Here is a 22,524-nt window from a genome sequence, read left to right as displayed (position 1 = left end):
GAGACGAGTATGCAAAAGCGAGATCGACTCCGTATTTGGACAGAGCAGGGAAATGTAACCATTTCCCAGCTTTTTTTTAGCTACTACAAGATGATTGATGTGAAAGATGAAGAAGCTATCATTCTTCTTCATTTAATTGCTTATGGTGAGGCTGGAAACCATTTTCCAACTCCCCAAAATCTAGTGGACAAGACGTATTTTGATGAAAATAAAGTAGTAAGTATTTTACAACGACTTTTGCAAAAAGGTTTTGTTCAAATTGAACAGCAAATTGATGAACAAGGTGTTCGTAATGAATATTATGATTTTCAGTGTCTCTGGAACTTACTTTTGGATTATGCAGAGCACGAACAGAACAAGGAAGAAGATCAACAAGTGAAAGTGGAGGAAGGCAATATTTATAAGTTATTCGAGCAAGAATTTGGCAGACTGTTATCACCCATGGAATATGAAACAATAGGCATGTGGTTTGACCAGGATCAACATTCTCCTTCACTTATTCGTTTAGCACTTAAAGAGGCAGTACTTGCCCAAAAGCTTAGCTTACGCTATATAGATCGTATTTTATTTGAATGGAAAAAGAAAAATATTAAGACAGTAGAAGCTGCAGAAAAAGAGTCGTCTAATTTCAGACAACAAATACCTGTTCCAAAACAAGTTGAACAAATTTCTAGTTCTACAAAAGTATCTTTTTATAATTGGTTAGAAGAAAGAGAGTAGGAGGGGGAAAATTGCTTACGAAAGCACAATGGCATTATTGCCTTGAAGAGATGGAGCGAATGTTCCCTGATGCTCATTGTGAGCTCGTTCATGAAAATCCATTTGAACTCCTTGTTGCTACATTATTGTCTGCACAATGTACGGATGTTTTAGTAAATAAAGTGACAAAAACTTTATTTCAAAAATATAAAAAGCCTGAAGATTATTTAATGGTTTCTATTGAAGAACTTCAATCAGATATTCGATCAATTGGTCTATATCGTAATAAGGCGAAAAATATACAAGCATTAAGTAAACAATTGATTGAATTATACGGTGGCGAAGTCCCTGCTAATAGAGACCTATTGACTACTTTTCCGGGTGTAGGCCGCAAAACCGCAAATGTTGTTGTTTCAGTAGCCTTTGACATTCCAGCAATTGCGGTGGATACACATGTAGAACGTGTAACAAAACGCTTAGGTTTATGTAGATGGAAAGATACTGTCTTGCAAGTAGAAGAGACATTAATGAAGAAAACTCCGATGGAGCTATGGTCAAAAGCACATCATCAACTAATATTCTTTGGGCGCTATCATTGTAAAGCACAAAATCCAAATTGCCCAGAATGCCCCTTATTGGCAGTTTGTCGAGAAGGGAAAAAGAGGATGAGTAAAATTGTCTAAAGATAATTCTTTCGATTTTCGGAGTAAATTTGAAGAATGGGACCTGTTAAAAGATAGTTTAGTCCAGCTTTTTAAAGAAAATGATGATTCAAGAAAAATCATCATGGAGCATGGGATACAGCTATTGAAAGATATTATTAAGGTTGCTGATGGAGTAAATTTAATCAATTTTACCGAACGCTTTGAATTTATTCAAAAGAATAGTTCAAATTATACTGCGTATCGTCAACTTGATGAGTTGTTTAAAGAAGCGAAAAAGAAAATTGCAGTGAAAAGAATCATGAATGATAAATAGTGATAGATGACATATTGGGAAGTTTTTAATATTTACAAATAAAAAACGAGTTATCCATCTAGGATAACTCGTTTTTTTGTTTTATGGAGTTGTACTGGAATCCTCTCCAGATGTGGTACCATCAGGATTCGTTTCTTCCTGACCATCTTCAGGTGTTGTATTTGTACCGTCCTCTCCAGTATTAGTTCCATCCTCACCATTAGAATTTCCATCGCCAGTGCCAGTGCCGTTGCCCTGGCCATTACCCTGGCCATTACCATTTCCATTATTGTTACCATTACCGTTACCATTCTCATTACCTTCATTTTCATCAATATCGTCTGAAGGGTTATCTTCTGGATTTACTTCTTCTACGGCATCGAGTGTCAGAGAGATAGAAGCTGGTTCACTTCGAATTTCATCTGAAACTGCAGTAACCGAAAATACATAAGTACTACCAGGTATCAAACTTTGAACGATTAATCCCTGTTGATTTGTTGTTTGTAGAACTTCACTTGGTCCATTATCGATAGCAACGGAAACTTCAAATTGTACATCTGTTTCCATTTCTTCTGGTTTTTTGAAATCCCATGATAATGTTGCAGTTGAAGTTATCTCATCATAATCCACGGATAAATTAGAAGGAGCATCTAACTCAAGTTGCTTATATTCTTCCGATACAGTAGTAGGTTCAGTTCCTTTAACAAACAGTTCGGTGGATTTTAAATTGTCAGGTGTATAATCGCTTGCTAATTGTAACGGATCAGTTCCCACCTCGATTGTCGCTTCTACTACTGAACTTGGTTTTTTGAAGCGCTCTGTATTTGTTCCATCTGAAATATTAGCCATTACTTCTTTAAAAATATGCTGTGGCAAATAACGCTCCTCGTTTGTAGTCATTGGAGTTTTTAATTCAGGATAACCAGACCAAACAGCAATAGAGTAATTTGTAGTGTATCCAGCAAACCACACATCAGGAAATGCGCTATCCGGTAAATTCCATTCCTTCATTTGATTTGCGTCATAGTTGGATGTACCAGATTTTCCAGCGATATCTAATCCACTCACTGCTGCACGTTTACCAGTACCTATCGTCATCACATCTCTTAGGACATCTGTCACTATATAAGCTGTAGAATCCTTCATGACAGGTTTAGATTCAGGACGATAATTTTTTTCTGTTTTGCCATCTCGGTAAACAATTTTATTTATCGCATATGGTTCAGTATGCATACCGCTATTTCCAAATGCTGCGTATGCTCCAGCCATTTGAATAGGGGACATGGCTTTAGATGTACCACCAATCGCACTACTTTCAGTTACGTCTCCTAAATCTATTCCGAAACGATTAATAAACTCTTTCGCATTTTTTGTGCCAACCTCTTGTAGTGTTTTAACAGCAGGTACATTTCGAGAATTATAAAGTGCTTCGCGCATTGTCATTTCACCTTTATATTTCCCATCAAAGTTTCGAACAACTTGATCCGTACCAGTGTAATTGATTTTTTCATCAACGATTGTCTGACCAGTTGACCAATTTAAATACTCTACTGCTGGACCATAGTCGATTAAAGGTTTGATAGTAGAACCGGGAGAGCGAACATTCATATCTTGTGCAAAGTTAAATCCACGTTCTGCTCCATAATTTCTACCACCACCAACTGCAGCGATTGCACCTGTCTTTGTATCAATAACTGCAATAGCTGATTGGATTTTTTCTGAAGGGAACATATCAGAGTTAAGTGTAGATTCTACAGTCTGTTGTGCTTCAGGTTGTAAAGTTGTATGAATAGTAATACCTTCGGAGATTGCATCCCCATCACCATTTTTTTCTAATTCATCCAATACAATATCAATGAACGCATCATATTTAGAATCTTGTCGTGCTACACGTTGCTCTTCAGGTAATAAACCTTCCTCTATAGGTACTGCTTGTGCTGTTTTCATTTCTTCTTCAGTAATTTTGCCATGTAAATTCATTAAATGAAGTACAATGTTTCGTCTTTTTTCAGCAAGCTCAGGATTTTTGAATGGATTATAATTATTCGGACTTTGTGGCATTCCTGCAAGTACTGCGTATTGATCTAAAGTTAAGTCCTTTAATTCCTTACCATAGAAATATTTGGATGCTGTACCAAATCCATATATTCTTCCAGACATTAAAATTTTATTAAAGTACATTTCAAATATCTCTTCTTTTTCATACTTGCGTTCTAGTTGAATAGCAAGATAGGCCTCTTGTGCTTTTCGTTTTAATGTTTTTTCATTTGTTAAAAACGAGTTTTTAATCACTTGTTGTGTTAAAGTACTGGCACCTTGAGAACCAAAACCGCTTGTGAAGTTTGCTAAAACCGCTTTCCCTAAACGTAGGAAATCGACTCCCATATGATCATAAAACCGAACATCTTCCGTCGCTAAAATAGCATCTTCCATTTGTTGGGGTATTTGATCGTAGGGAACATGTTCTCTACTTTCCGAACCAACTGTAGCAAATACTTCTCCGTTTGCATCTAAAAGTTTTGGACTAATAGGATCTTTTAAAGATTTTTCGTCTAATTCTGGAGCAGTGCTTGCATAATAAGCGAATAGGGATCCTCCTGCTATAAGTCCTACAATACCTAAAGCTAGTACAGTAACAAAAATACGTTTTATCCATAGTTTTATAGGTTTCTTCGGTTGTTTTTTTTGTTGTAATTCTTTTCTTCTTTGTTCACGAGTTCTTTTTTGCTCACTCATAAACGTCTCCTCACTTTCACTTTATACGTTCAAGTTATCAACTATTTTTAAATAATCAATCCTTGGTGCATATTTGGGAATAATCTCTATTGCATGCTCTTCAAATTCACTAAAAGCAATAGATTTTCTTCCACCTGTTTGCATTCTTTCCCAAAAAAGCTCTAATTGTTCAAAAGGCAAATAAAAATACCGATCAAATGCCGAGAAACGTACAAGTAAAAAACATACGCCATTTTGTTTAGTTACTTTTCTCATATGATTTACTTGATGTTCGTGTACATTTTTCAAGGGAAACGCTGTTCTATTTTCCGTTTCTTTTGCTTCAAAGTCAATATATTTACCTTGGTACACACCGTTAAAGTCTGTAGTAGAAGGTGTTCGATAATACGCTTCTCTAATCACTGCACTACTTCGACTAGGATATTCTACTTTAACGACCTGAATAGGGATTGGTTTTTTATATATGACAGCTAGACCACTTAAAAGGTAGTATTCGTTTGCATCATTTAACTCATCCTCTAACGTCTTACCCCTATTACTAAAAGAATAATCCTTTTTCTTAATTTTTAACGGTTCTTTTTTGGGAGTATACACTCTACCATTTGGATAATGAATAGCCAAGCAGATCACCTCTTTATGCTATTAGTTTATCACAAGTTACTTAGACGAATACTATTCATATTTAGTTTCATTTCTGTTACAGCGAGTTTACTTTGTCGAGTGCACACTAGTTTTGTCTGTTGTAAAGAACGTTTGTCGAGAGGGAAGGTATTTATAGAAAAACAAGGAACATACTCTAAAAAGGAGGAATTATTATGAATAAAATTGAACGATTAATTGACCAACTTGAGTTACTTGAGTATTTACTCGAAAGTCGACTACACGATGAACAAGATAAATTCGAGGAAAACTTTAGTCAGTCCTCTTTTCATTTGCTAGCGAAAATTGAAAAAATGGAAAAAAAATTATAAAGAATATACGTTCGCCTAGAACTAGTAAAAAGTTTTGTTATTTGATAAACTATTACTAGAATGTGAGGGATAACTTTGTCACTATTAAATCTTAGTAAACATTTATTGAAAGAATGTGATGATTGTATCGTCCGTTTTGAAACTTATCGTAAAGAAGATAAAGATCCTGATTTTTTTCAAGATGTAAAACCACATGCATATCAAATAGATGAGCTTTTGCAAGAATGGGAACAACTAGTCCGAAAATGGATTCAAGAAAAGAGACCTAAGTATGTCCATCCTAGTCAGGTTGACTCTTTACTTGAGTCCATGAAGCAATTTATTGTGCAATCGTACTATAAAGGTACGAGTAAAAAAAGGTTTCTAAAGTCAATTCATTCATCAAAATATACATTGGAAACAATTATTCAAGCTATCAAGGAAGTGGGGGATGAACATGCATAAACGAAAGAGCGTTCAACAATTACTAGATGATTGGAAGTTAGATGGAAATAGAAATTCACGCATAGTGCATGTTCATACAACTGAAGAGAAACAAGCAAAATATGCACCATTTCCCGATCAAATGCATCCTTCTTTACAAAAAGCATTAGTCAGTCGTGGAGTAAATCAATTGTATATTCATCAAAGACAAGCTTTTGATACTGCGATGTCTGGTAAGTCATATACTACAATCACTCCTACTGCCTCAGGAAAATCACTTTGCTACCACCTACCAGTTCTTCAGTCGATATTAGACGATCCAACCTCGCGAGCCATTTACTTGTTTCCGACAAAAGCATTAGCCCAGGACCAAAAAAGCGATTTAAACGCACTAATTCAAGAGAGTGAAGAGGAAATTTTAAGTTATACATATGATGGAGACACAGAACCTGGTATAAGACAGAAAATTAGAAAGTCAGGTCATATAGTATTAACAAATCCTGATATGCTTCATTCTGGAATTCTCCCACATCACACTAAATGGGTATCTCTTTTCGAGAACTTAAAATTTATAGTTATAGATGAAATCCATACATATAAGGGTGTTTTCGGTAGTCATGTTGCACATGTTATACGAAGGTTAAAGAGAATTTGTGCGTTTTATGGAAGTCATCCGCAGTTTATTTGTACATCTGCTACGATTAAAAATCCAAAAGAGCTTGCGGAATCTTTAACAAATGCTTCGCATACATTAATCGATGAAAATGGTGCCCCTGCAGGTAAGAAACATTTTGTGTTTTACAATCCACCAATTATTCATCCAGTATTTAATGTGAGAAGAAGTGCAATATTAGAAGTTAGAGATTTAGCACAGGAATTATATGTGAATGGGATTCAAACAATTGTTTTTGCAAAAAGTAGAGTTCGAGTCGAAATGCTCGTAACTTATTTACAAGGGCTAGTTAGCAAAAAAATAAATGACCAAACAATTCGCGGTTATAGAGGAGGTTATTTACCTTCTGAAAGAAGAACAATTGAAAAAGGCTTAAGAGACGGATTAATTAGAACTGTAGTAAGCACTAATGCATTAGAGTTAGGGGTAGATATTGGTCAATTACAAGCATGTATAATGACAGGATACCCTGGCAATATCGCAAGTGCATGGCAACAGGCAGGAAGAGCAGGAAGAAGGCAGGATGAAGCTCTAATTATATACGTTGCTCAATCCACTGCACTTGATCAATATGTGGTGAACCATCCTTCTTACTTTTTAGGTCAATCTCCAGAAGAAGTACGTATTCATCCTGATAACATGATAATTTTAATGGATCATTTGAAATGTGCAGCATTTGAGTTGCCATTTTCAACGATGGATTCATACGGCGAATTTTCAATTCAAGAGTTACTTGAATTTTTGGAGGAGGAAGGCGTTTTATTAAAAACAGCTGAGAAATGGCATTGGATGTCTGAAAGTTTTCCAGCGAGCAATGTAAGTTTACGTTCTGCTTCTCAAGAAAATGTTATTATTATTGACCAATCTATACCAACAAAAACGAGAGTGATTGGTGAAATGGATCAATATAGTGCGATGACTTTACTGCATGAGGAAGCGATATATTTACATCAAGGAACTCAATTTCAAGTAGAAATACTGGACTGGGAAGAGAAAAAAGCATTTGTTAGAGAGGTAGACGTTGACTATTTCACAGATGCTAACATTGCGGTAGAGTTAAAAGTATTGAGTGAGGATAAGGAAAAAGAAGCCAATGTTGGAACACTGTTATTTGGCGACATCATTGTATTAGCGCAACCAACTATCTTTAAAAAAATTAAGTTTGATACTCACGACAACATTGGATCAGGTAAGATTCACTTACCTCCAATAGAATTGCATACTTCCTCTACATGGTTTAGCTTTGAAAAACCAGATGATTGGACGGATGCTCTACTATCAGATGCAATGACTGGAGCAGCATATGCGCTTCATGCATTTATTCCATTATTCATTCATTGTGATTCAAAAGATATTCATGTCGTACCACAAGTGAAATCAACTAATATGGAAAAACCAACTTTTTATATTTATGATAGTTATCCAGGTGGTATCGGATTATCAGAAAGAATGTTTGATTTATGGAATGAATTAGTTCCTAAAGTAACAGAGCAAGTAGCAAGCTGTTCTTGTAGTAATGGTTGTCCTGCTTGTATCGGAGCCCAAGATGCTGAATTGAATTTGAAAAAAGAAGTATTAAGACTATTCCATTTTTTGCAGGTAAAAGAAAATGTCCTATGAAAAAAAGTTATTACAAATGAAAGGGCTCGTAAAAAAGAATTCGAGCGAACAGATTAAAAAGGAAGTTTCTACTTATCAGCTTCCTTTTTATACAGAGAAATGGATTCAGCACGGACTTAAACTAATTCAGAACGAACATGGTTTTTTATTTGTAAAAGAATCTTTCTACTCAAATGAGCATATACATGGAAACATTGCATTGAGTAAATTAAATCAAGCGATCAAATTTATGCAGAATAATTATCCAGAACATCCATTAACACTTTCTTCAAATAATAGCTTTTCCTTTTATGATACAGAAACAACTGGTTTGAAGGGGACAGGAGTACTTATATTTCTTAATGGAATATTAACGAAAACGAATGATGGTTTTTTATTGAAACAATTTGTACTTGCAGATCCAAGTCAAGAAACCGCATTTTTATATGCTTCGGATTTCTGGAAAGACACACAAACAATTATTACTTATAACGGAAAAAGCTTTGATTTGCCACAACTAATTACAAGATGGACAATGAATAGAAATTTTCTTCCAAAATTAAAACAGCATGATCATATTGACTTGATGCATACTTCCAAACGAATATGGAAAGGTGATTTAGAAAGATTTAAACTAAAGCAAATCGAAGAACAAAAGTTAGGTTTTAATAGAAACGGAGATATTCCAGGTCATCTTGCTCCCATTATTTATTTTGACGCGGTAAAGACAGGTAGTCCAGTTAATTTGATGAAAGTTTTAAAACATAATGAATGGGATATTTTATCTTTGGTAACGCTATATATAATTACAGTGGATTTAATGACCAAAAAAGATGAGGTAGCTGAATCTTCTGTGACGTATACAAATATCGGAAAATGGTTTCAGGATTTGAAAACAACCGAAGTTAGCTTTGACTGGTTTAAATTTGTCGTGGATCATTTCCCAAAAGAGGAAGCTTGCGTTGCCTATATGTTCTTAGGCTTACATTTGAAACGCAAAAAGCTATTTATCGAGAGCATCCAAGCTTTTGAGGAATCTTTAAAGGAAATAAGCGGGAAATATCGTTTAAAAGTTTATATAGAATTAGCTAAATTGTATGAGCATCAACAAAGAGATTTTGAGTCAGCGCTAAAAATGACCTTAAAAAGCGCGGCATATATGGATTCTTTAAGCGATAGTATTTCCACACAAACAAAGTTACGCATCGAAAAAGAACTAGTTAAAAGAAGAGAAAGAATAAGCCGGAAAATAATTATTTCCCGGGCAAGCGCACAACATAACAAAAAGCGCGTACAAATGCCTTAAATTACTCCATTATTCGACATCATTATGCTATAATACGTTTAGCGAAATGTAGATGGAAGGAAGATGTACTATGGAATTGAAGTTTAAACCATCAGATATATTAGAAAAAGAATTTAAAACAGGCTTAAGAGGGTACAACCAAGAGGAGGTTGACATATTCTTAGATGATATTATTCAAGATTACGAGGCTTTTGAAAAGAAAATTTCCCAACTCCAATTAGAAAATAAGCAATTAAGAGAAGAATTGGCAGAGGCTCCGAAAAGAACTCAGCAAGCACCACCACCACCACCTACTGGTGCAACGAATTTTGATATTTTGAAACGACTTTCACATTTAGAGAAACATGTATTTGGAAGTAAATTATACGAATAATTATATTAATTTCAATGCGTTGAAATGTCGACAAGTTTCGTGTATACTATGAATACCACTTATATATTCGGGCAATCGCTGCAATGCTAGACATTGTAGAGGAAAGTCCATGCTCACACAATTCTGAGATGAATGTAGTGTTCGTGCTTAGTGAAAAAATAAACTAAGGCAGCTATTTTTAGCTGACGGCGGGATGAAGGCCTAAGTCCTTTTTAGGATATGGCTGACAATCTCTGAAAGTGCCACAGTGACGTAGCTGTATAGGAAACTATACAGGTGGAACGAGGTAAACCCCACGAGTGAGAAACCCAAATTATGGTAGGGGCATCTTCTTGAAGGAAATGAACGGATAGAAGAACAGAAGTTATTCTGTAGATAGATGATTGCCATCTACACAGTACGAGGTAAAGCACCGTTTGAGTACCGTAGAGACAAAACATGGCTTATTGAGTGTATGAGTGGCTAAATAATAATATAAACAAGCTCTCCATTCGAGGAGAGCTTTTCTTATCTTACATAACCTTTTTCATAAAATTATGGAGTAAAAATTTTTGATTATTACTTTGTAGCGTAAACAAAGGCAGGTATTTGATTGTGAAGAAAAAACAACAACCTGAACAATTTTATTTATACCCAAATAAATTAGTAGAGGAAGTATTTCATTCTACAACTGAAGGTATAATGATTACCGATGGACAAATGCACATTTCTCTTGTAAATGCTGCTTTTGAAATGGTTACAGGGTATTCGATGGATGATGTTCGAGGTAAAAATCCTCGTATTTTACAATCTGGTATGCAAGATGCTTCGTTCTATAAAAATATGTGGAATGAACTTAATACGAAAGGTGTTTGGCGGGGGGAAATCTGGAATAAAAGAAAAAGTGGTGAAATTTATCCAGAACTATTATCAATTGCAAGTATAGTGAATAGCGCTGGAGAGGTTACCAATTATTTTGGAGTTTTTTCAGATATATCTCGTAAAAAAGTAATAGAAAGAGAGTTAGAAGAGTTGACCCTTACGGATCAATTAACGAATTTAGCTAATAGATCGACGTTTAAAGAATCATTAAATGAATTAATTAGTTTTCCTCAATCACTTAATCATAAACATGCATTACTTTTTATTGATTTAGATCGTTTTAAACATATCAATGAGACAGTAGGAAATGATGTTGGAGATTTAATATTAACAGAAGTTGCCAATCGTATTAAATTAATCGTAAAAGAGAAAAATATATTTGCTCGATATGGTGGAGATGAGTTTTTACTGACTTTAAATGATATTCACCATCAAAAAGATGCAGCTCGTCAAGCTAAAGAAATTATTAAATCTTTAAACAAACCCTTTTATATCGATGGAAACGAAATATATATCACTTCAAGTATAGGAATTAGTATTTTTCCGCAAGATGGTATAGATGCAGAAAAACTTATTCATAAAGCGGATAAAGCAATGTATTTTGCTAAACAGAATGGACGAAATCAATATGCTTTTTATTTCGAGGAGTTAAAAAAAGATTCTAAACGGTTACTTCTTTTAGAAGCAGAACTTAGAAAAGCCATTCAAACAAAAGAATTCCATATTTATTATCAACCTAAAATATCAGTTGGTAACCAAGAAATTATAGGTGTTGAAGCACTTGTTAGATGGGAAAATGATAAGTTAGGCAACGTTTCACCAGGAGAATTTATTCCTTACGCAGAGGATACTGGTTTAATTATTCCATTAAGTGAATTGATACTGGAAAAAGTATGCCTAGATATAATGGATTGGAGAAGTAAAGGGATTCTCCACTTGCCAATTTCAATTAATATTGCATCATTACATTTCCAACAAGATGATTTTATGGAAAGAATAAATGCAATTCTTGTGCAATATAATTGTAGTCCAAGCCAATTAGAATTAGAGTTGACAGAACGGACGGTTATGAAAGACGCGAAAGATATAGTCAACAAATTAATCAAACTAAAAAATATGGGATTCAAAATTTCTATTGATGACTTTGGAACAGGTTATTCTTCTTTAAGTTATCTAAATCGTTTTCCACTAAATTTTTTGAAGATAGACAGTAGTTTTGTTCAACAAATTACCTCTTTAAAAGATAAACAAGCCATCGTAGATTGTATTATAATGATGGCCCACCGTTTACATATAAAAGTAGTAGCTGAAGGTGTAGAAACGAAAGATCAAGTTAAGCTTTTAAAGGAAATGGATTGTGATATCATCCAAGGATATTATTATAGCAGGCCAATTCCAAGCTCAGAGCTTTTGGATTTCATCGAATTATGGGAAATTCATAAGCAAGAAAGGAATGTATAATGACAAAATTTAAATTAGTAGCAACATCCGCAATGGGGTTAGAATCGATTGTAGCAGATGAAGTAAAGGCACTAGGTTATGAAACAACTACTGAAAATGGAAAAATTTATTTCGAAGGTGATGAAAGAGCAATCGCCAAAGCAAATATTTGGTTGCGTGTTGCAGATCGTGTGAAAATTGTAGTCGCACAATTTCCAGCTAAAACATTTGACGAGCTTTTTGAAAAAACAAAAGCAATTCAATGGGAAAAGTTTTTAACAGTAGATGCTGCATTTCCTGTACAAGGAAAATCAGTTAAGTCTACTCTCTTTAGTGTTCCGGACTGTCAAGCTATTGTAAAAAAAGCAATTGTAGAGCGTCTTAAGCTAGCGTATAAGCGCATAGGATTTCTAGATGAATCAGGAGCAACATATAAAATTGAAATAAGTATTTTAAAAGATATAGCAACGATCACAATTGATACTAGTGGTGTTGGTCTGCATAAACGCGGTTATCGTCAAGAACAAGGAGAAGCTCCATTAAAAGAAACTCTTGCTGCTGCACTAGTGAAAATTTCTAAATGGAATCCAGATCGCCCATTTGTTGATCCGTTTTGTGGTTCTGGAACAATTCCGATTGAAGCTGCTATGATTGGACAAAATATAGCTCCAGGCTTTAATCGTGATTTCCATAGTGAATCGTGGTCATGGATTTCTAAAACTATATGGGATGATGTACGAAATGAAGCGGAAGATCTTGCGAGATATGATCAAGAGCTTCAAATTATAGGTTCTGATATCGATCATAAAATGATTCAAGTAGCGGAACAGAATTCTTTTGAGTCTGGTTTTGGAGACATTATAACATTTAAACAAATGCAAGCTAGTGACTTTTCCACTACGGTTACAGACGGCGTTATGATTGGTAACCCTCCGTACGGGGAGAGAATTGGAGAAGTTGAAGTAATAGAGAAAGCAATTAGCGATTTAGGATATTTAATGGAAAAGTATCCTACCTGGTCTGTTTATATGCTTTCATCCATGGAAAACTTTGAACAATTGTATGGTAAACGTGCAACAAAAAAACGTAAATTATTTAACGGATTTATTCGAACAGATTATTACCAATTTTGGGGTAAACGTTCTTAAGTAGAGGATTATTTGTGTAGATTAAAAATTAGTTTGACGGAAGGGAGGAACTCCTTTCCGTTCTTATTTTATTTTGGAGGAGTTCATATATGAAAAAAGCTTTACCATTTCAATTATCCAAGGACCGCTCTTTCTTCGAATCATTAGGTGATTGGATGGGAGATGTATTATACGATGAATTACCAGAAAAAGGTTTTGAGTGCCGTGATGAACAAATATTTATGGCTTATCAAATTGAAAAAGCTCTAAAAGAAAAAAATGTGCTATTTGCCGAGGCGGGAGTAGGTACAGGGAAGACTATTGCTTATTTGTTACCTGCAATTTCTTATGCAAGATATACGGGAAAACCTGCTTTAATCGCATGTGCAGATGAAACGTTAATTGAACAATTAGTTAAAGAAGCAGGCGATATTTTTAAACTGCAAAATTATTTAGATATTAAGATTGATGTACGTCTAGCAAAATCAAGAAATCAATATCTTTGTTTAAAACGATTAGAGGATGCTCAAAAAGATTTAGATAATGATTATTTCATAGAGGAAATAGAGGATCTAATTCCGGATTTTGTTTATGGTCATTCCTCTCTTCAGAAAATATTTCCCTATGGAGAAAGAAGCCAATTTTCTGGGGTAAGTGATGAAGATTGGCAAAAAGTAAATTTTCATCCGACTCAGCAGTGTATGGTTTGTGATTTGCGTAATCGTTGTGGTCAAACTATTCATCGTCAAAATTATAGAGAATCGGCAGATTTGCTTATATGTTCTCATGAATTTTTAATGGAACATATTTGGACAAAAGAATCGAGAGTTCGTGAGGGACAGCTTCCTTTATTGCCAGAAGTATCAATGATTGTATTGGATGAGGGACATCTATTAGAATTTGCTGCACAAAAAGCGCTTACGTATGAAATACAGAGTGAGACATTAGTTCGTTTATTAGAAAGAATCATGGTAGATGGAATTAGAGAGAAAACATTATATTTAATGGAGCAACTACAAGAAACGCATGATGAGATTTTTGGTTTAATTCGAAAAAATAGCATCGCCAGAGATTCAGACCGAATGACGATCAATAAATCAGATTTACTTATTCAAACATGCAAGAAAGCTATTAGTTTAACGGATGATCTACTCGAAGAATTTGTCTTTGAGTCAGAATTATTTACAATTCCTGAGTATGAGCTTCGAATGGTAGAAGAATTTTTAGAGCAGTATGTTTATTCTTTACGTTTGTTCACGGAAAAAGGGGATGGAGTAGAGTGGCTTGAAATTATTGATGGCCATGAAACGTTAATTATTATGCCGCGTTTAGTAACAGACATTTTAAATGAAAAACTGTTTACTTCTAAAATGCCAATCGTATTTTCTTCCGCCACACTTTCTATTGAAAAAGATTTTACGTATATAGCGGATTCACTAGGTGTTGAAAAATACCAATCGTTTTCGGTAGCTTCCCCATTTGACTATGATGAAGTGATGAAAATCAATGTAACAAAACTACAACAAGAAGACAAAGCTAAACATGTGGCTAAATTATTGGAAGATAAGCAGCAAACATTAATTTTATTTAAATCAAAAGCAGCAATGGACCAATTTCGAAATTCTATCCCTTTAACTAAAGATATTGTTTTTGAAGGGGAGAGAGAGCTTTCCACAATAGTTAAGGAGTTTCAAGAAGGTAACTTCTCAACATTATGCTCTTACCACTTATGGGAAGGTCTAGATTTACCTGAAAAAGCTTTAACAAGAGTTATTATTGTAGATTTACCGTTTCCACCAGCAGATCCTTTGTTTGATGCAAAGCGTAATTTTTCAAACGAACCATTTGAAGAAGTTGATTTACCATTTATGCTACTAAGATTGCAACAAGGCATCGGAAGACTTATTAGAACATCTAACGATTACGGAGAAATTCATATTCTACTTAACCCAGAAGAAGCAAATTTACAAAGTCGATTTGTTAAAATCTTGCCAACATCTATTCATCAATAATAGTCATATGGTACGATAATGTGGAGTTGGAAAAAAGGGGGAATTTATTTTGACGTTAGAACAACAATTTTTAGACTATGTAAAAAAGATTGGTGCGTACAATGAAGCATTAGGTGTATTATATTGGGACATGCGCACAGGGGCACCGAAAAAAGGAATAGACCAGCGTTCTGAAGTTGTAGGTGTACTTGCAACAGATGTATTTAATCTTTCCACATCAGACGAGTTGAAGAAATTATTAGATGAAATAGAACCTACAATTTCTTCAGCAAATATTGTAACGAAGCGTGTGTTTGAAGAAGTGAAAAAAGAATATGATTTGAGTAAAAAAATACCTGCAGATGAATATAAAAAATTTGTTATACTTCAATCTAAATCCGAATCTGTTTGGGAAGAAGCAAAGTCCAAAAACGATTGGGCGATGTTCATGCCATATTTGACAGAAATGGTGGACACTTTAAAGAGATTTGTGACTTATTGGGGAGTAAAAGACAATAATCCATATAATGTATTGTTGGATCAATACGAGCCTGGAATGACTACGGAAATACTAGATAAAGTATTTGGAGATTTAAGAAATCGTATTGTGCCTTTATTAAAGAAAATTTCAGAATCTCCAAATCAACCGAAAACAGATTTCTTATATAAGCACTTCGATAAAAAGCAGCAGGAGTCATTTAGTTTAGATGTATTAAAACAACTTGGTTATGATTTTGAAGCGGGGAGACTAGATGAAACAGTTCATCCATTTGCAACCGGATTAAATCGTGGAGATGTCCGAATTACAACGAAATACGATGAATCAGATTTTCGTTCTGCTGTATTTGGTACTATTCATGAGTGTGGTCATGCCATTTATGAGCAAAATGTTGGGGAAGAATTAACGGGGACACCTCTAGCAGGTGGTGCATCCATGGGAATTCATGAATCACAGTCTCTATTTTATGAAAACTTTGTTGGCAGAAACCCGAAGTTTTGGGAACAAAACTATGAAAAGTTACAAAGCTATTCTCCAGAGCAATTCGGAAATGTATCAATGGAGGAATTTTTGCGTGCAATAAATGAAGTCAAGCCCTCCCTTATTCGTATTGAAGCAGATGAACTTACGTATGCACTTCATATAATGATTCGTTACGAAATCGAGAAAGGTCTATTTAATGGAGATTTAAAGGTTGAAGAACTGCCTGAAATCTGGAACGCGAAATATGAGGAATATTTAGGAGTACGACCTTCTACTAATGCAGAAGGAATACTGCAAGACGTTCATTGGGCGGGAGCAAGCTTCGGATATTTCCCTTCCTATGCTTTAGGTTATATGTATGCTTCACAGTTTAAGGCGGCTATGTTAAAGGATATCCCGAATTTTGACGAACTATTTGAACAAGGGGATTTATCTCCTATCAAATCTTGGCTCACCCAAAATGTCCATCAGTACGGTGCACTTAAAAAACCGTTGGAAATACTAAAAGATGCAACAGGTGAAGGGCTTAATGGTAATTACTTGGCAGATTATTTAGAAGATAAATATACTAAAATTTATCAATTATAAAATACTGCTACTTTTTACAAGATTGTAGACAAACTTAAAAACGAGTTGTCTATAGTTTTTTCATCCGCTTCAGTAAAATACATTTAACTTTCTAGGTATCCAATTGTCACTCTGACAGTTTTGGATACTTTTTTTATTGTTCAGTCATAATAAAAGCAACTTAAGTAAATAGTCATGTTACAAAAATCATACTTTTTCATTAGAAGGAATTTTCAGAAAACATATTGTTTTATAAAATTCCTTATGTTAAACTAATTTTGTAAATGGAACGGTATTCCGAATAATGGAATGATGTTTATTTTTTGAATTTAATGTAAGCGTATTCAGAAGAGAATTTGAAAGGGGTAATGGTAATGGTTTATTGGAAGAACGAGAGGGATGTTGAGATTTATTCACCACCTGGACATGAAGGAACATACAACCGTCGTCTAGTAGGACCGGCTGAGGGTATTGAGAATTTGGAGGTCATTATTGGAGAGATGGAACCAGGCGGGTTAGCAGATCCACATTTCCATAAGGATATGGAGCAAATCATGTACATATTGGAAGGTAAGATGCATATTGTCATCAATGAAAAGGAGGGAGTCCTGTCTAAAGGAGATGTAATTTGGATTCCTAAAATGGCGATGCATGAAGTGAAAAATATAGGAGAAAGTCTTTTGCGTTTTGTCCTCATGTATTCCCCTCAAAAAGTGAAGGGATGAAATAATAACTGAAGGGAATGGGTGCAATGAAAGAAATGAAAAAAGTAGTAGCTTTGCTAAGTCTTTCTATTTTAATACTCGTCTCAGGATGTGGAAATACAGTTCAGGGCAATGAAAGAGACGGGGTTATTAAGCTGAAGATAGCGGATTCACTTCCTACTACAAATTATCTTTCGTCAGAAGGTACTTTGTTCTTCATGAATCGTGTAGAGGAATTAACAGACGGTAAAGTAGAATTCGAACATTATCCTGCCGAACAGATTGGAAAAGCGAGCAGTTATCTTGATTTGACATTGTCTAAAACAGTGGACATCGGATATACATCCTATTCTACTGAGCGTCTACCCTTGACAGAAGTTGCAACTCTGCCAGGTGCTTATAGTTCGTCCCAAGAGGGTTCCGAAATCTTTTGGAAGCTAATGAAAGACTATTTAACGGAAGAAGAGTATTTGAAACATGATGTACGTCCAATCTTTGCAGTTGCTTTACCTCAATATCAGTACGTGACAGCAGAAAAGCCGATTAAAAGTATTGAAGATATCAAAGGTACAAAGGCACGTGTAACAGGGACAATGGAGTTCGGTTTTGACGAACTTGGCGCTTCCCCGATTTTCATGCCAGCTACGGAAGCTTATACAGCAATGGAGCGAGGTACTGTCGATGGGGTCACATTTCCATTCACAAGTTTTGCCGCCTATCAAATTGAGGCAATTGCTAAGTACACAACTAAAGGTGCCAATCTAGGTAGTTTTGCTGTAGTTTATTCCATTAATGATGAAGTCTATCAATCTTTACCTCAAGGAGTGAAGGAAGCGATATCCCAAGCGGGGGACGAAACTGTCGCACACTTATCGAAATTCCTGGATGAGAAAAACGAGGAATTGGCAGAACAATATGCCGAAGAAATGGAAGTATACGAGTTAAGTGAAGCAGAATCCGCCCAGTGGGATAAGGTTCTTGAACCTTCATGGGACCGTTGGGCACAAGATTTGGAAAGCCGTGGTTTCAATGCTAAAGAAACAATCAAAAAGTATCGTGAAATACAAGCTAGTTTAAATAAATAAAAGGCGTTCTTGTAACGAGAGCGCTGTCCCTATGGAGGTGGAAGTATGGACTTCATTGAAAAATGGTTTGACAAGTTAGAATTTCTTTCATTGAGGCTTTCACAAGTAGCTGTTGTGATCATGATGTTATTAACGACCGCAGATGCAATAAGCCGATATTTTTTAAAGCAATCTATTATAGGAGCTTATGAAACGATTGAATTGTATTTGATGGTGGCACTTGTGTTTTTAAGCATGAGCTTTGTACAGAAAATAGACGGACATATCCGCCTTGACATTCTATTCGATCGATTTCCGAAACGAGTGCAGGATGTTCTGAATATCATCTATTACGTGTTCGCGGCAGTGATGTTTTTTTTCATCGGTTTGAAAGGGTTCAATATGACACTAGAAGCATTGCAATTTAATTATGTTGCGGCTGGCCTTATCAATTTACCTTTATGGCTATCTTATATATGGATTCCGATTGGTTCATTCTTATTGGTTATTAGGTTGATATTACTGGCTTTACTTCTCGCTATAGGAAAAGGTAAATACAGTGAAACAGATCCTTCTGATGGGAGTGAAATGCTATGAGTGTTGCAATACCGCTTATTTTACTTTTACTATTTTTAGCCTTCGGAATGCCTATTGCTTTTGCTTTAGGAATTGCAGGATCTATTGGATTACTTATGAACAGCGGATGGGATTCATTTTTAGGAATTATGCAGACAGCACCTTATGACAGTGTTAAAAGTTTCATAATGACCTCGATTCCAATGTTCATTCTCATGGCTTCATTAATGACAGTCAGTGGAATTATGAAGGATCTCTTTCAGGCTGCATACAAATGGCTTGGAAAATTGCCAGGAGGACTTGGAATTGCGACAGTGTTTGCAGGGGCGATGATGGCATCAGTTTCAGGTTCGAGTCAGGCTTCTGCCGCAGCCATGTCGAAAGCAGCTGCACCAGAAATGAAAAAATACAACTACGATACAGCTTTTACTATGGGCGTTGTTAGTATGGCCGGAACCTTGGCAGTCATGATTCCACCAAGCATTATCTTAATCCTTTATGGAATTTTAACTGAAACAGGTGTTGGGTCCCTACTCATTGCTGGAATTATACCTGGGGTTCTTACAGCTCTAGGTTATATTATTGTCATTTTCGTTTGGGTAAAATTTAAGCCCGAAATTGCACCAAAAATTGAAATCAATCCTACCATAAAAGAGAAGTTTGTTGCACTAAAGAATATATGGCCGATGCTTATCATTATCCTTGCTGTTATTGGAGGAATTTATAGCGGACTAGTAACAGCTACGGAAGCAGGAGCGATGGGTGCTTTTATTACATTAGTCGTTGTATTTATCATGGGAAGAATGAATCTTAACAAATTTGGAGAAGCACTTACTGATACTATCAAATCTACTACGATGATAATGACGATTATCATTGGGGCACATATTTTCAGTTACTTCTTAACATTGACTCAGTCTACCCAGCGAATTGTTGGAATAGTTGAAGGGTTGGATACATCTAAATATTGGATATTGGCAATTATTATCATCATCTATCTAATTTTAGGATTCTTTATGGACCAAATAGCAATTCTTATTTTGACACTTCCATTAACATTCCCAATCATCACATCGCTTGGTTTCGATCCAGTATGGTTTGGAATTATTGTGACGAAAACTGTAGAAATAGGATTGGTAACACCTCCAGTCGGTATGAACGTCTTTGTTGCAACAGGAGCTGCAGGAGTTAAGACTGCGGAAGGATTTAAAGGGGTAACTTGGTTTGTCATCATGGATCTGTTTATACTAGTATTGTTAATTTTAATGCCATTCATTACATTATGGCTTCCCGAATTAATGATTAAATAAAGCAAAATTAGGAAGGAAATTAATATGAATTCAAATGTCATCTCTAAAACTTTTTCTATACTTAGAGCATTTACTGATATACAAAACGAGTGGGGAGTGAATGAACTCTCCAGATATCTTAAGATGCCTGTAAGTAGTACCCATCGAATGATTTCCATGTTAAAGGACGAGCATATTTTAGAGTATTCGGAGTTAACTAATAAATATAGAGTCGGATCTGACTTCATCAGAATGGCATCAATCGTTTCTACTAATGTAGATGTGAAACGAGTAGCTCGTCCACAACTGGAAAGTCTGGCATCAGAATTACGGCACTCCGTATATTTTGGACTTTATTATCCGCAACATACAAAGCTTTCGTTTGTTGATAGTGTTAAAAGTTCATTTGCACTCCAGTATGTCTTAGAAATCGGTGTTTTACAGCCGGTCCACATTGCAGCCAGTGGTAAAACGATACTCGCATATCTTTCAGATTCTGAAATTGAAGATGTATTTGATAAAGAAGGAGAATCACAAGATAAAAGAAATGAAATTAAAGAGGAACTTAAAAAAATTAAAAGCCAAGGGTATGCAATTACAGCTAATGAGCGGAAAGAAGGAGCTCTCAGTATTGGAGCACCAATTTTTGATGCTGGTAGTAAGGTAATAGGCAGCATAATTTGTGTAATTCCTATAGGTGATTATCAAAAAGAGTTCGAAGGTTCGTATATAGAAAAAATAAAAGAGGCTGCTCTTAATATTTCCTATAAATTAGGTTATAGGAAAGTGGAAAGGAGGGAGGATTCTATTGAATAACTATCGAACGTTTCTTTTTGTACCAGGGATTAAGCAAAAGTGGTTTGATAAAATTCCTACCTTTGGAGCGGATGGTGTCATTCTCGATTTGGAAGATAGTGTTCCATTGCATTTGAAAGGTGAGGCACGGGGCTATGTAGCTGAAGCGATTCCTCATCTATGCTCTAAAGGTATAAATGTATTTGTCCGAATCAATAAAGAGGAAGAATTCGATTTGGAGGATTTAAGGGCTGTCGTAGTGAAGGGTATTAAAGGTCTTGTTTTGCCAAAATTGTATGGTCCTGATGACATTGAATCGATTTCGAAAGTTCTGGAAAATTTGGAGCACGATCAAGGAATCCCTAGAGGGACGGTAAAACTCCTACCTATCCTTGAAACAGCAAAATCGATGCAGATGGCGTATGAAATTGCTATTTGTGAACGCGTTATAGGAATAGCGGGTTTAAGTGCCAAAAATGGGGATGTAGCTCGTGCACTCGGATATAAATGGACGAATGAAGGCTTGGAGACTTTATATATGCGTTCTAAAGTTGTGATGGCTGCACGTGCTGCAGGAATCCTACCAATTGGTGGTCTTTGGCAAGATGTTCATAATCTAGATGGGTTAAAGAGAAGTGCAGCGTTCAATCGACAGTTGGGGTTTGCTGGCGAGCTGATTCTACATCCATCTAATGTCTCGATTGTAAATGAAATTTACTCTCCTTCAGAGGATGAAATCATCTACTATCGTGGTTTGGTGGATGCATTTGAGTTAGCAGAAAGCAATGGCGAAACGGCCATCATGTACCAGGGCGAGCATATTGATTATGCCCATGTGAAAACAGCAAGGGAAATATTGGATATCTATCAACACCTACATCAGACAAGCAAGTAAGGAGGAGAAACCATGTCAGGCGGAAAATATTATGAGGAATTAATGATTGGTGATGTCTATAAACACCTGCCTGGACGTACAGTTACAGAAACGGATAACTTGTTGTTTACAACTTTGACCCATAATACGCAATCACTACATTTAGATGAGGAGTATTCAAAAGGGACAATTCATGGAGGACGAATCGTTAATAGCCTTTTCACCTTATCTTTTGTCGTAGGAGTAGGAGTTGCAGAATTAACAGAAGGGACAACGCTAGGTAATTTAGGTTTTGAAGAGACTACGTTTCCTGCACCTGTTCGAATCGGGGATACACTCCGCGCTGAGACGGAGATTGTTGGTAAACGTGAGTCAAAATCACGTGCTGGCACTGGAATCGTCTGGTTTGAACAAAGAGGCTATAACCAGCATGGGGAGTTGGTGGTAAAGACAAAGCGAGCGGGTCTTATGTTAAAAAAACCAAGTACGAGTAAATAATTAATCATTTTATTTAAAA

21 protein-coding genes and 1 other RNA gene are annotated in these 22,524 nt (G+C 35.6%); 20 read left to right on the top strand and 2 right to left on the bottom strand.

Going from position 1 to position 22,524, the window contains the following annotated elements; genetic code table 11:
* The first annotated feature begins 9 nt into the window (after positions 1 to 9).
* Genes P2Q73_RS11885 through P2Q73_RS11875 form a run of 3 tightly spaced genes read left to right on the top strand, consistent with a single transcriptional unit; the run spans position 10 to position 1,677 of the window.
* Positions 10 to 720 carry a DnaD domain-containing protein gene (locus tag P2Q73_RS11885; protein WP_056829517.1) on the top strand — a complete coding sequence of 237 codons (711 nt, stop codon included), beginning with the start codon at positions 10 to 12 and terminating at the stop codon, positions 718 to 720.
* Between the two features lie 11 nt (positions 721 to 731).
* On the top strand, positions 732 to 1,382 hold the full coding sequence (gene nth, locus P2Q73_RS11880) for an endonuclease III (RefSeq protein WP_275787322.1): 651 nt from the start codon (positions 732 to 734) through the stop codon (positions 1,380 to 1,382).
* On the top strand, positions 1,375 to 1,677 hold the full coding sequence (locus tag P2Q73_RS11875; RefSeq protein WP_056829519.1) for a YpoC family protein: 303 nt from the start codon (positions 1,375 to 1,377) through the stop codon (positions 1,675 to 1,677). The genes nth and P2Q73_RS11875 overlap by 8 nt, the downstream gene beginning before the upstream one ends.
* A gap of 81 nt (positions 1,678 to 1,758) precedes the next feature.
* Here the strand turns inward: P2Q73_RS11875 and P2Q73_RS11870 are convergent, their stop codons facing one another.
* Positions 1,759 to 4,392: a PBP1A family penicillin-binding protein gene (locus tag P2Q73_RS11870; protein WP_275787293.1), complete on the bottom strand. Its 2,634-nt coding sequence runs from the start codon at positions 4,390 to 4,392 to the stop codon at positions 1,759 to 1,761.
* Positions 4,393 to 4,413: 21 nt separating this feature from the next.
* Entirely contained in the window at positions 4,414 to 5,013 is a 600-nt protein-coding gene (recU, locus tag P2Q73_RS11865) for a Holliday junction resolvase RecU (RefSeq protein WP_053589763.1), read from the bottom strand.
* Positions 5,014 to 5,207: 194 nt separating this feature from the next.
* On the opposite strand from recU, the gene P2Q73_RS11860 reads away from it, so the two are divergent.
* The 17 genes from P2Q73_RS11860 to P2Q73_RS11780 all read left to right on the top strand — a co-directional run bounded on the left by P2Q73_RS11860 (position 5,208) and on the right by P2Q73_RS11780 (position 22,505).
* The gene (locus P2Q73_RS11860; protein WP_156350744.1) at positions 5,208 to 5,363 is read left to right on the top strand and encodes a hypothetical protein; all 156 of its coding nucleotides are present in this window, start codon (positions 5,208 to 5,210) and stop codon (positions 5,361 to 5,363) included.
* A 75-nt stretch (positions 5,364 to 5,438) separates the two neighbouring features.
* On the top strand, positions 5,439 to 5,807 hold the full coding sequence (locus P2Q73_RS11855; RefSeq protein ID WP_056829524.1) for a YppE family protein: 369 nt from the start codon (positions 5,439 to 5,441) through the stop codon (positions 5,805 to 5,807).
* Positions 5,800 to 8,079, top strand: a complete 2,280-nt coding sequence (locus tag P2Q73_RS11850; RefSeq protein WP_275787287.1) for a DEAD/DEAH box helicase — start codon at positions 5,800 to 5,802, stop codon at positions 8,077 to 8,079. The genes P2Q73_RS11855 and P2Q73_RS11850 overlap by 8 nt, the downstream gene beginning before the upstream one ends.
* Positions 8,069 to 9,364 (top strand): ribonuclease H-like domain-containing protein, encoded by a 1,296-nt coding sequence (locus P2Q73_RS11845; protein WP_275787284.1) that lies wholly within the window; start codon positions 8,069 to 8,071, stop codon positions 9,362 to 9,364. The genes P2Q73_RS11850 and P2Q73_RS11845 overlap by 11 nt, the downstream gene beginning before the upstream one ends.
* 70 nt (positions 9,365 to 9,434) lie before the next feature.
* The gene (gpsB, locus tag P2Q73_RS11840) at positions 9,435 to 9,737 is read left to right on the top strand and encodes a cell division regulator GpsB (protein ID WP_275787281.1); all 303 of its coding nucleotides are present in this window, start codon (positions 9,435 to 9,437) and stop codon (positions 9,735 to 9,737) included.
* Between the two features lie 63 nt (positions 9,738 to 9,800).
* Positions 9,801 to 10,188, top strand: an RNA gene (gene rnpB / locus P2Q73_RS11835) — RNase P RNA component class B.
* Positions 10,189 to 10,331: 143 nt separating this feature from the next.
* Positions 10,332 to 12,059 (top strand): putative bifunctional diguanylate cyclase/phosphodiesterase, encoded by a 1,728-nt coding sequence (locus tag P2Q73_RS11830; RefSeq protein ID WP_275787278.1) that lies wholly within the window; start codon positions 10,332 to 10,334, stop codon positions 12,057 to 12,059.
* Positions 12,059 to 13,186, top strand: a complete 1,128-nt coding sequence (locus P2Q73_RS11825; RefSeq protein WP_056829532.1) for a THUMP domain-containing class I SAM-dependent RNA methyltransferase — start codon at positions 12,059 to 12,061, stop codon at positions 13,184 to 13,186. The genes P2Q73_RS11830 and P2Q73_RS11825 overlap by 1 nt, the downstream gene beginning before the upstream one ends.
* Before the next feature lie 89 nt (positions 13,187 to 13,275).
* On the top strand, positions 13,276 to 15,177 hold the full coding sequence (locus P2Q73_RS11820) for an ATP-dependent DNA helicase (RefSeq protein WP_056829534.1): 1,902 nt from the start codon (positions 13,276 to 13,278) through the stop codon (positions 15,175 to 15,177).
* A 49-nt stretch (positions 15,178 to 15,226) separates the two neighbouring features.
* Positions 15,227 to 16,726 (top strand): carboxypeptidase M32, encoded by a 1,500-nt coding sequence (locus P2Q73_RS11815; RefSeq protein WP_275787273.1) that lies wholly within the window; start codon positions 15,227 to 15,229, stop codon positions 16,724 to 16,726.
* Positions 16,727 to 17,079: 353 nt separating this feature from the next.
* Positions 17,080 to 17,430 (top strand): cupin domain-containing protein, encoded by a 351-nt coding sequence (locus P2Q73_RS11810; protein ID WP_056829538.1) that lies wholly within the window; start codon positions 17,080 to 17,082, stop codon positions 17,428 to 17,430.
* Positions 17,431 to 17,456: 26 nt separating this feature from the next.
* Positions 17,457 to 18,494: a TRAP transporter substrate-binding protein gene (locus tag P2Q73_RS11805; RefSeq protein ID WP_056829540.1), complete on the top strand. Its 1,038-nt coding sequence runs from the start codon at positions 17,457 to 17,459 to the stop codon at positions 18,492 to 18,494.
* A 45-nt stretch (positions 18,495 to 18,539) separates the two neighbouring features.
* Positions 18,540 to 19,070 (top strand): TRAP transporter small permease, encoded by a 531-nt coding sequence (locus P2Q73_RS11800; RefSeq protein ID WP_275787269.1) that lies wholly within the window; start codon positions 18,540 to 18,542, stop codon positions 19,068 to 19,070.
* Positions 19,067 to 20,359, top strand: coding sequence for a TRAP transporter large permease (locus P2Q73_RS11795; protein ID WP_056829544.1), 1,293 nt, complete (start codon positions 19,067 to 19,069; stop codon positions 20,357 to 20,359). The genes P2Q73_RS11800 and P2Q73_RS11795 overlap by 4 nt, the downstream gene beginning before the upstream one ends.
* A 24-nt stretch (positions 20,360 to 20,383) precedes the next feature.
* Positions 20,384 to 21,154: an IclR family transcriptional regulator gene (locus tag P2Q73_RS11790; RefSeq protein WP_275787268.1), complete on the top strand. Its 771-nt coding sequence runs from the start codon at positions 20,384 to 20,386 to the stop codon at positions 21,152 to 21,154.
* The gene (locus tag P2Q73_RS11785) at positions 21,147 to 22,028 is read left to right on the top strand and encodes an HpcH/HpaI aldolase/citrate lyase family protein (RefSeq protein WP_275787266.1); all 882 of its coding nucleotides are present in this window, start codon (positions 21,147 to 21,149) and stop codon (positions 22,026 to 22,028) included. The genes P2Q73_RS11790 and P2Q73_RS11785 overlap by 8 nt, the downstream gene beginning before the upstream one ends.
* Positions 22,029 to 22,040: 12 nt before the next feature.
* On the top strand, positions 22,041 to 22,505 hold the full coding sequence (locus tag P2Q73_RS11780; protein WP_056829551.1) for a MaoC family dehydratase: 465 nt from the start codon (positions 22,041 to 22,043) through the stop codon (positions 22,503 to 22,505).
* Positions 22,506 to 22,524 lie beyond the last annotated feature (19 nt).

It is taken from the genome of Bacillus sp. Cr_A10 (assembly GCF_029222665.1).
Classification (GTDB): domain Bacteria; phylum Bacillota; class Bacilli; order Bacillales_A; family Planococcaceae; genus Psychrobacillus.
This window is presented reverse-complemented; position numbering and strand designations above follow the sequence as displayed.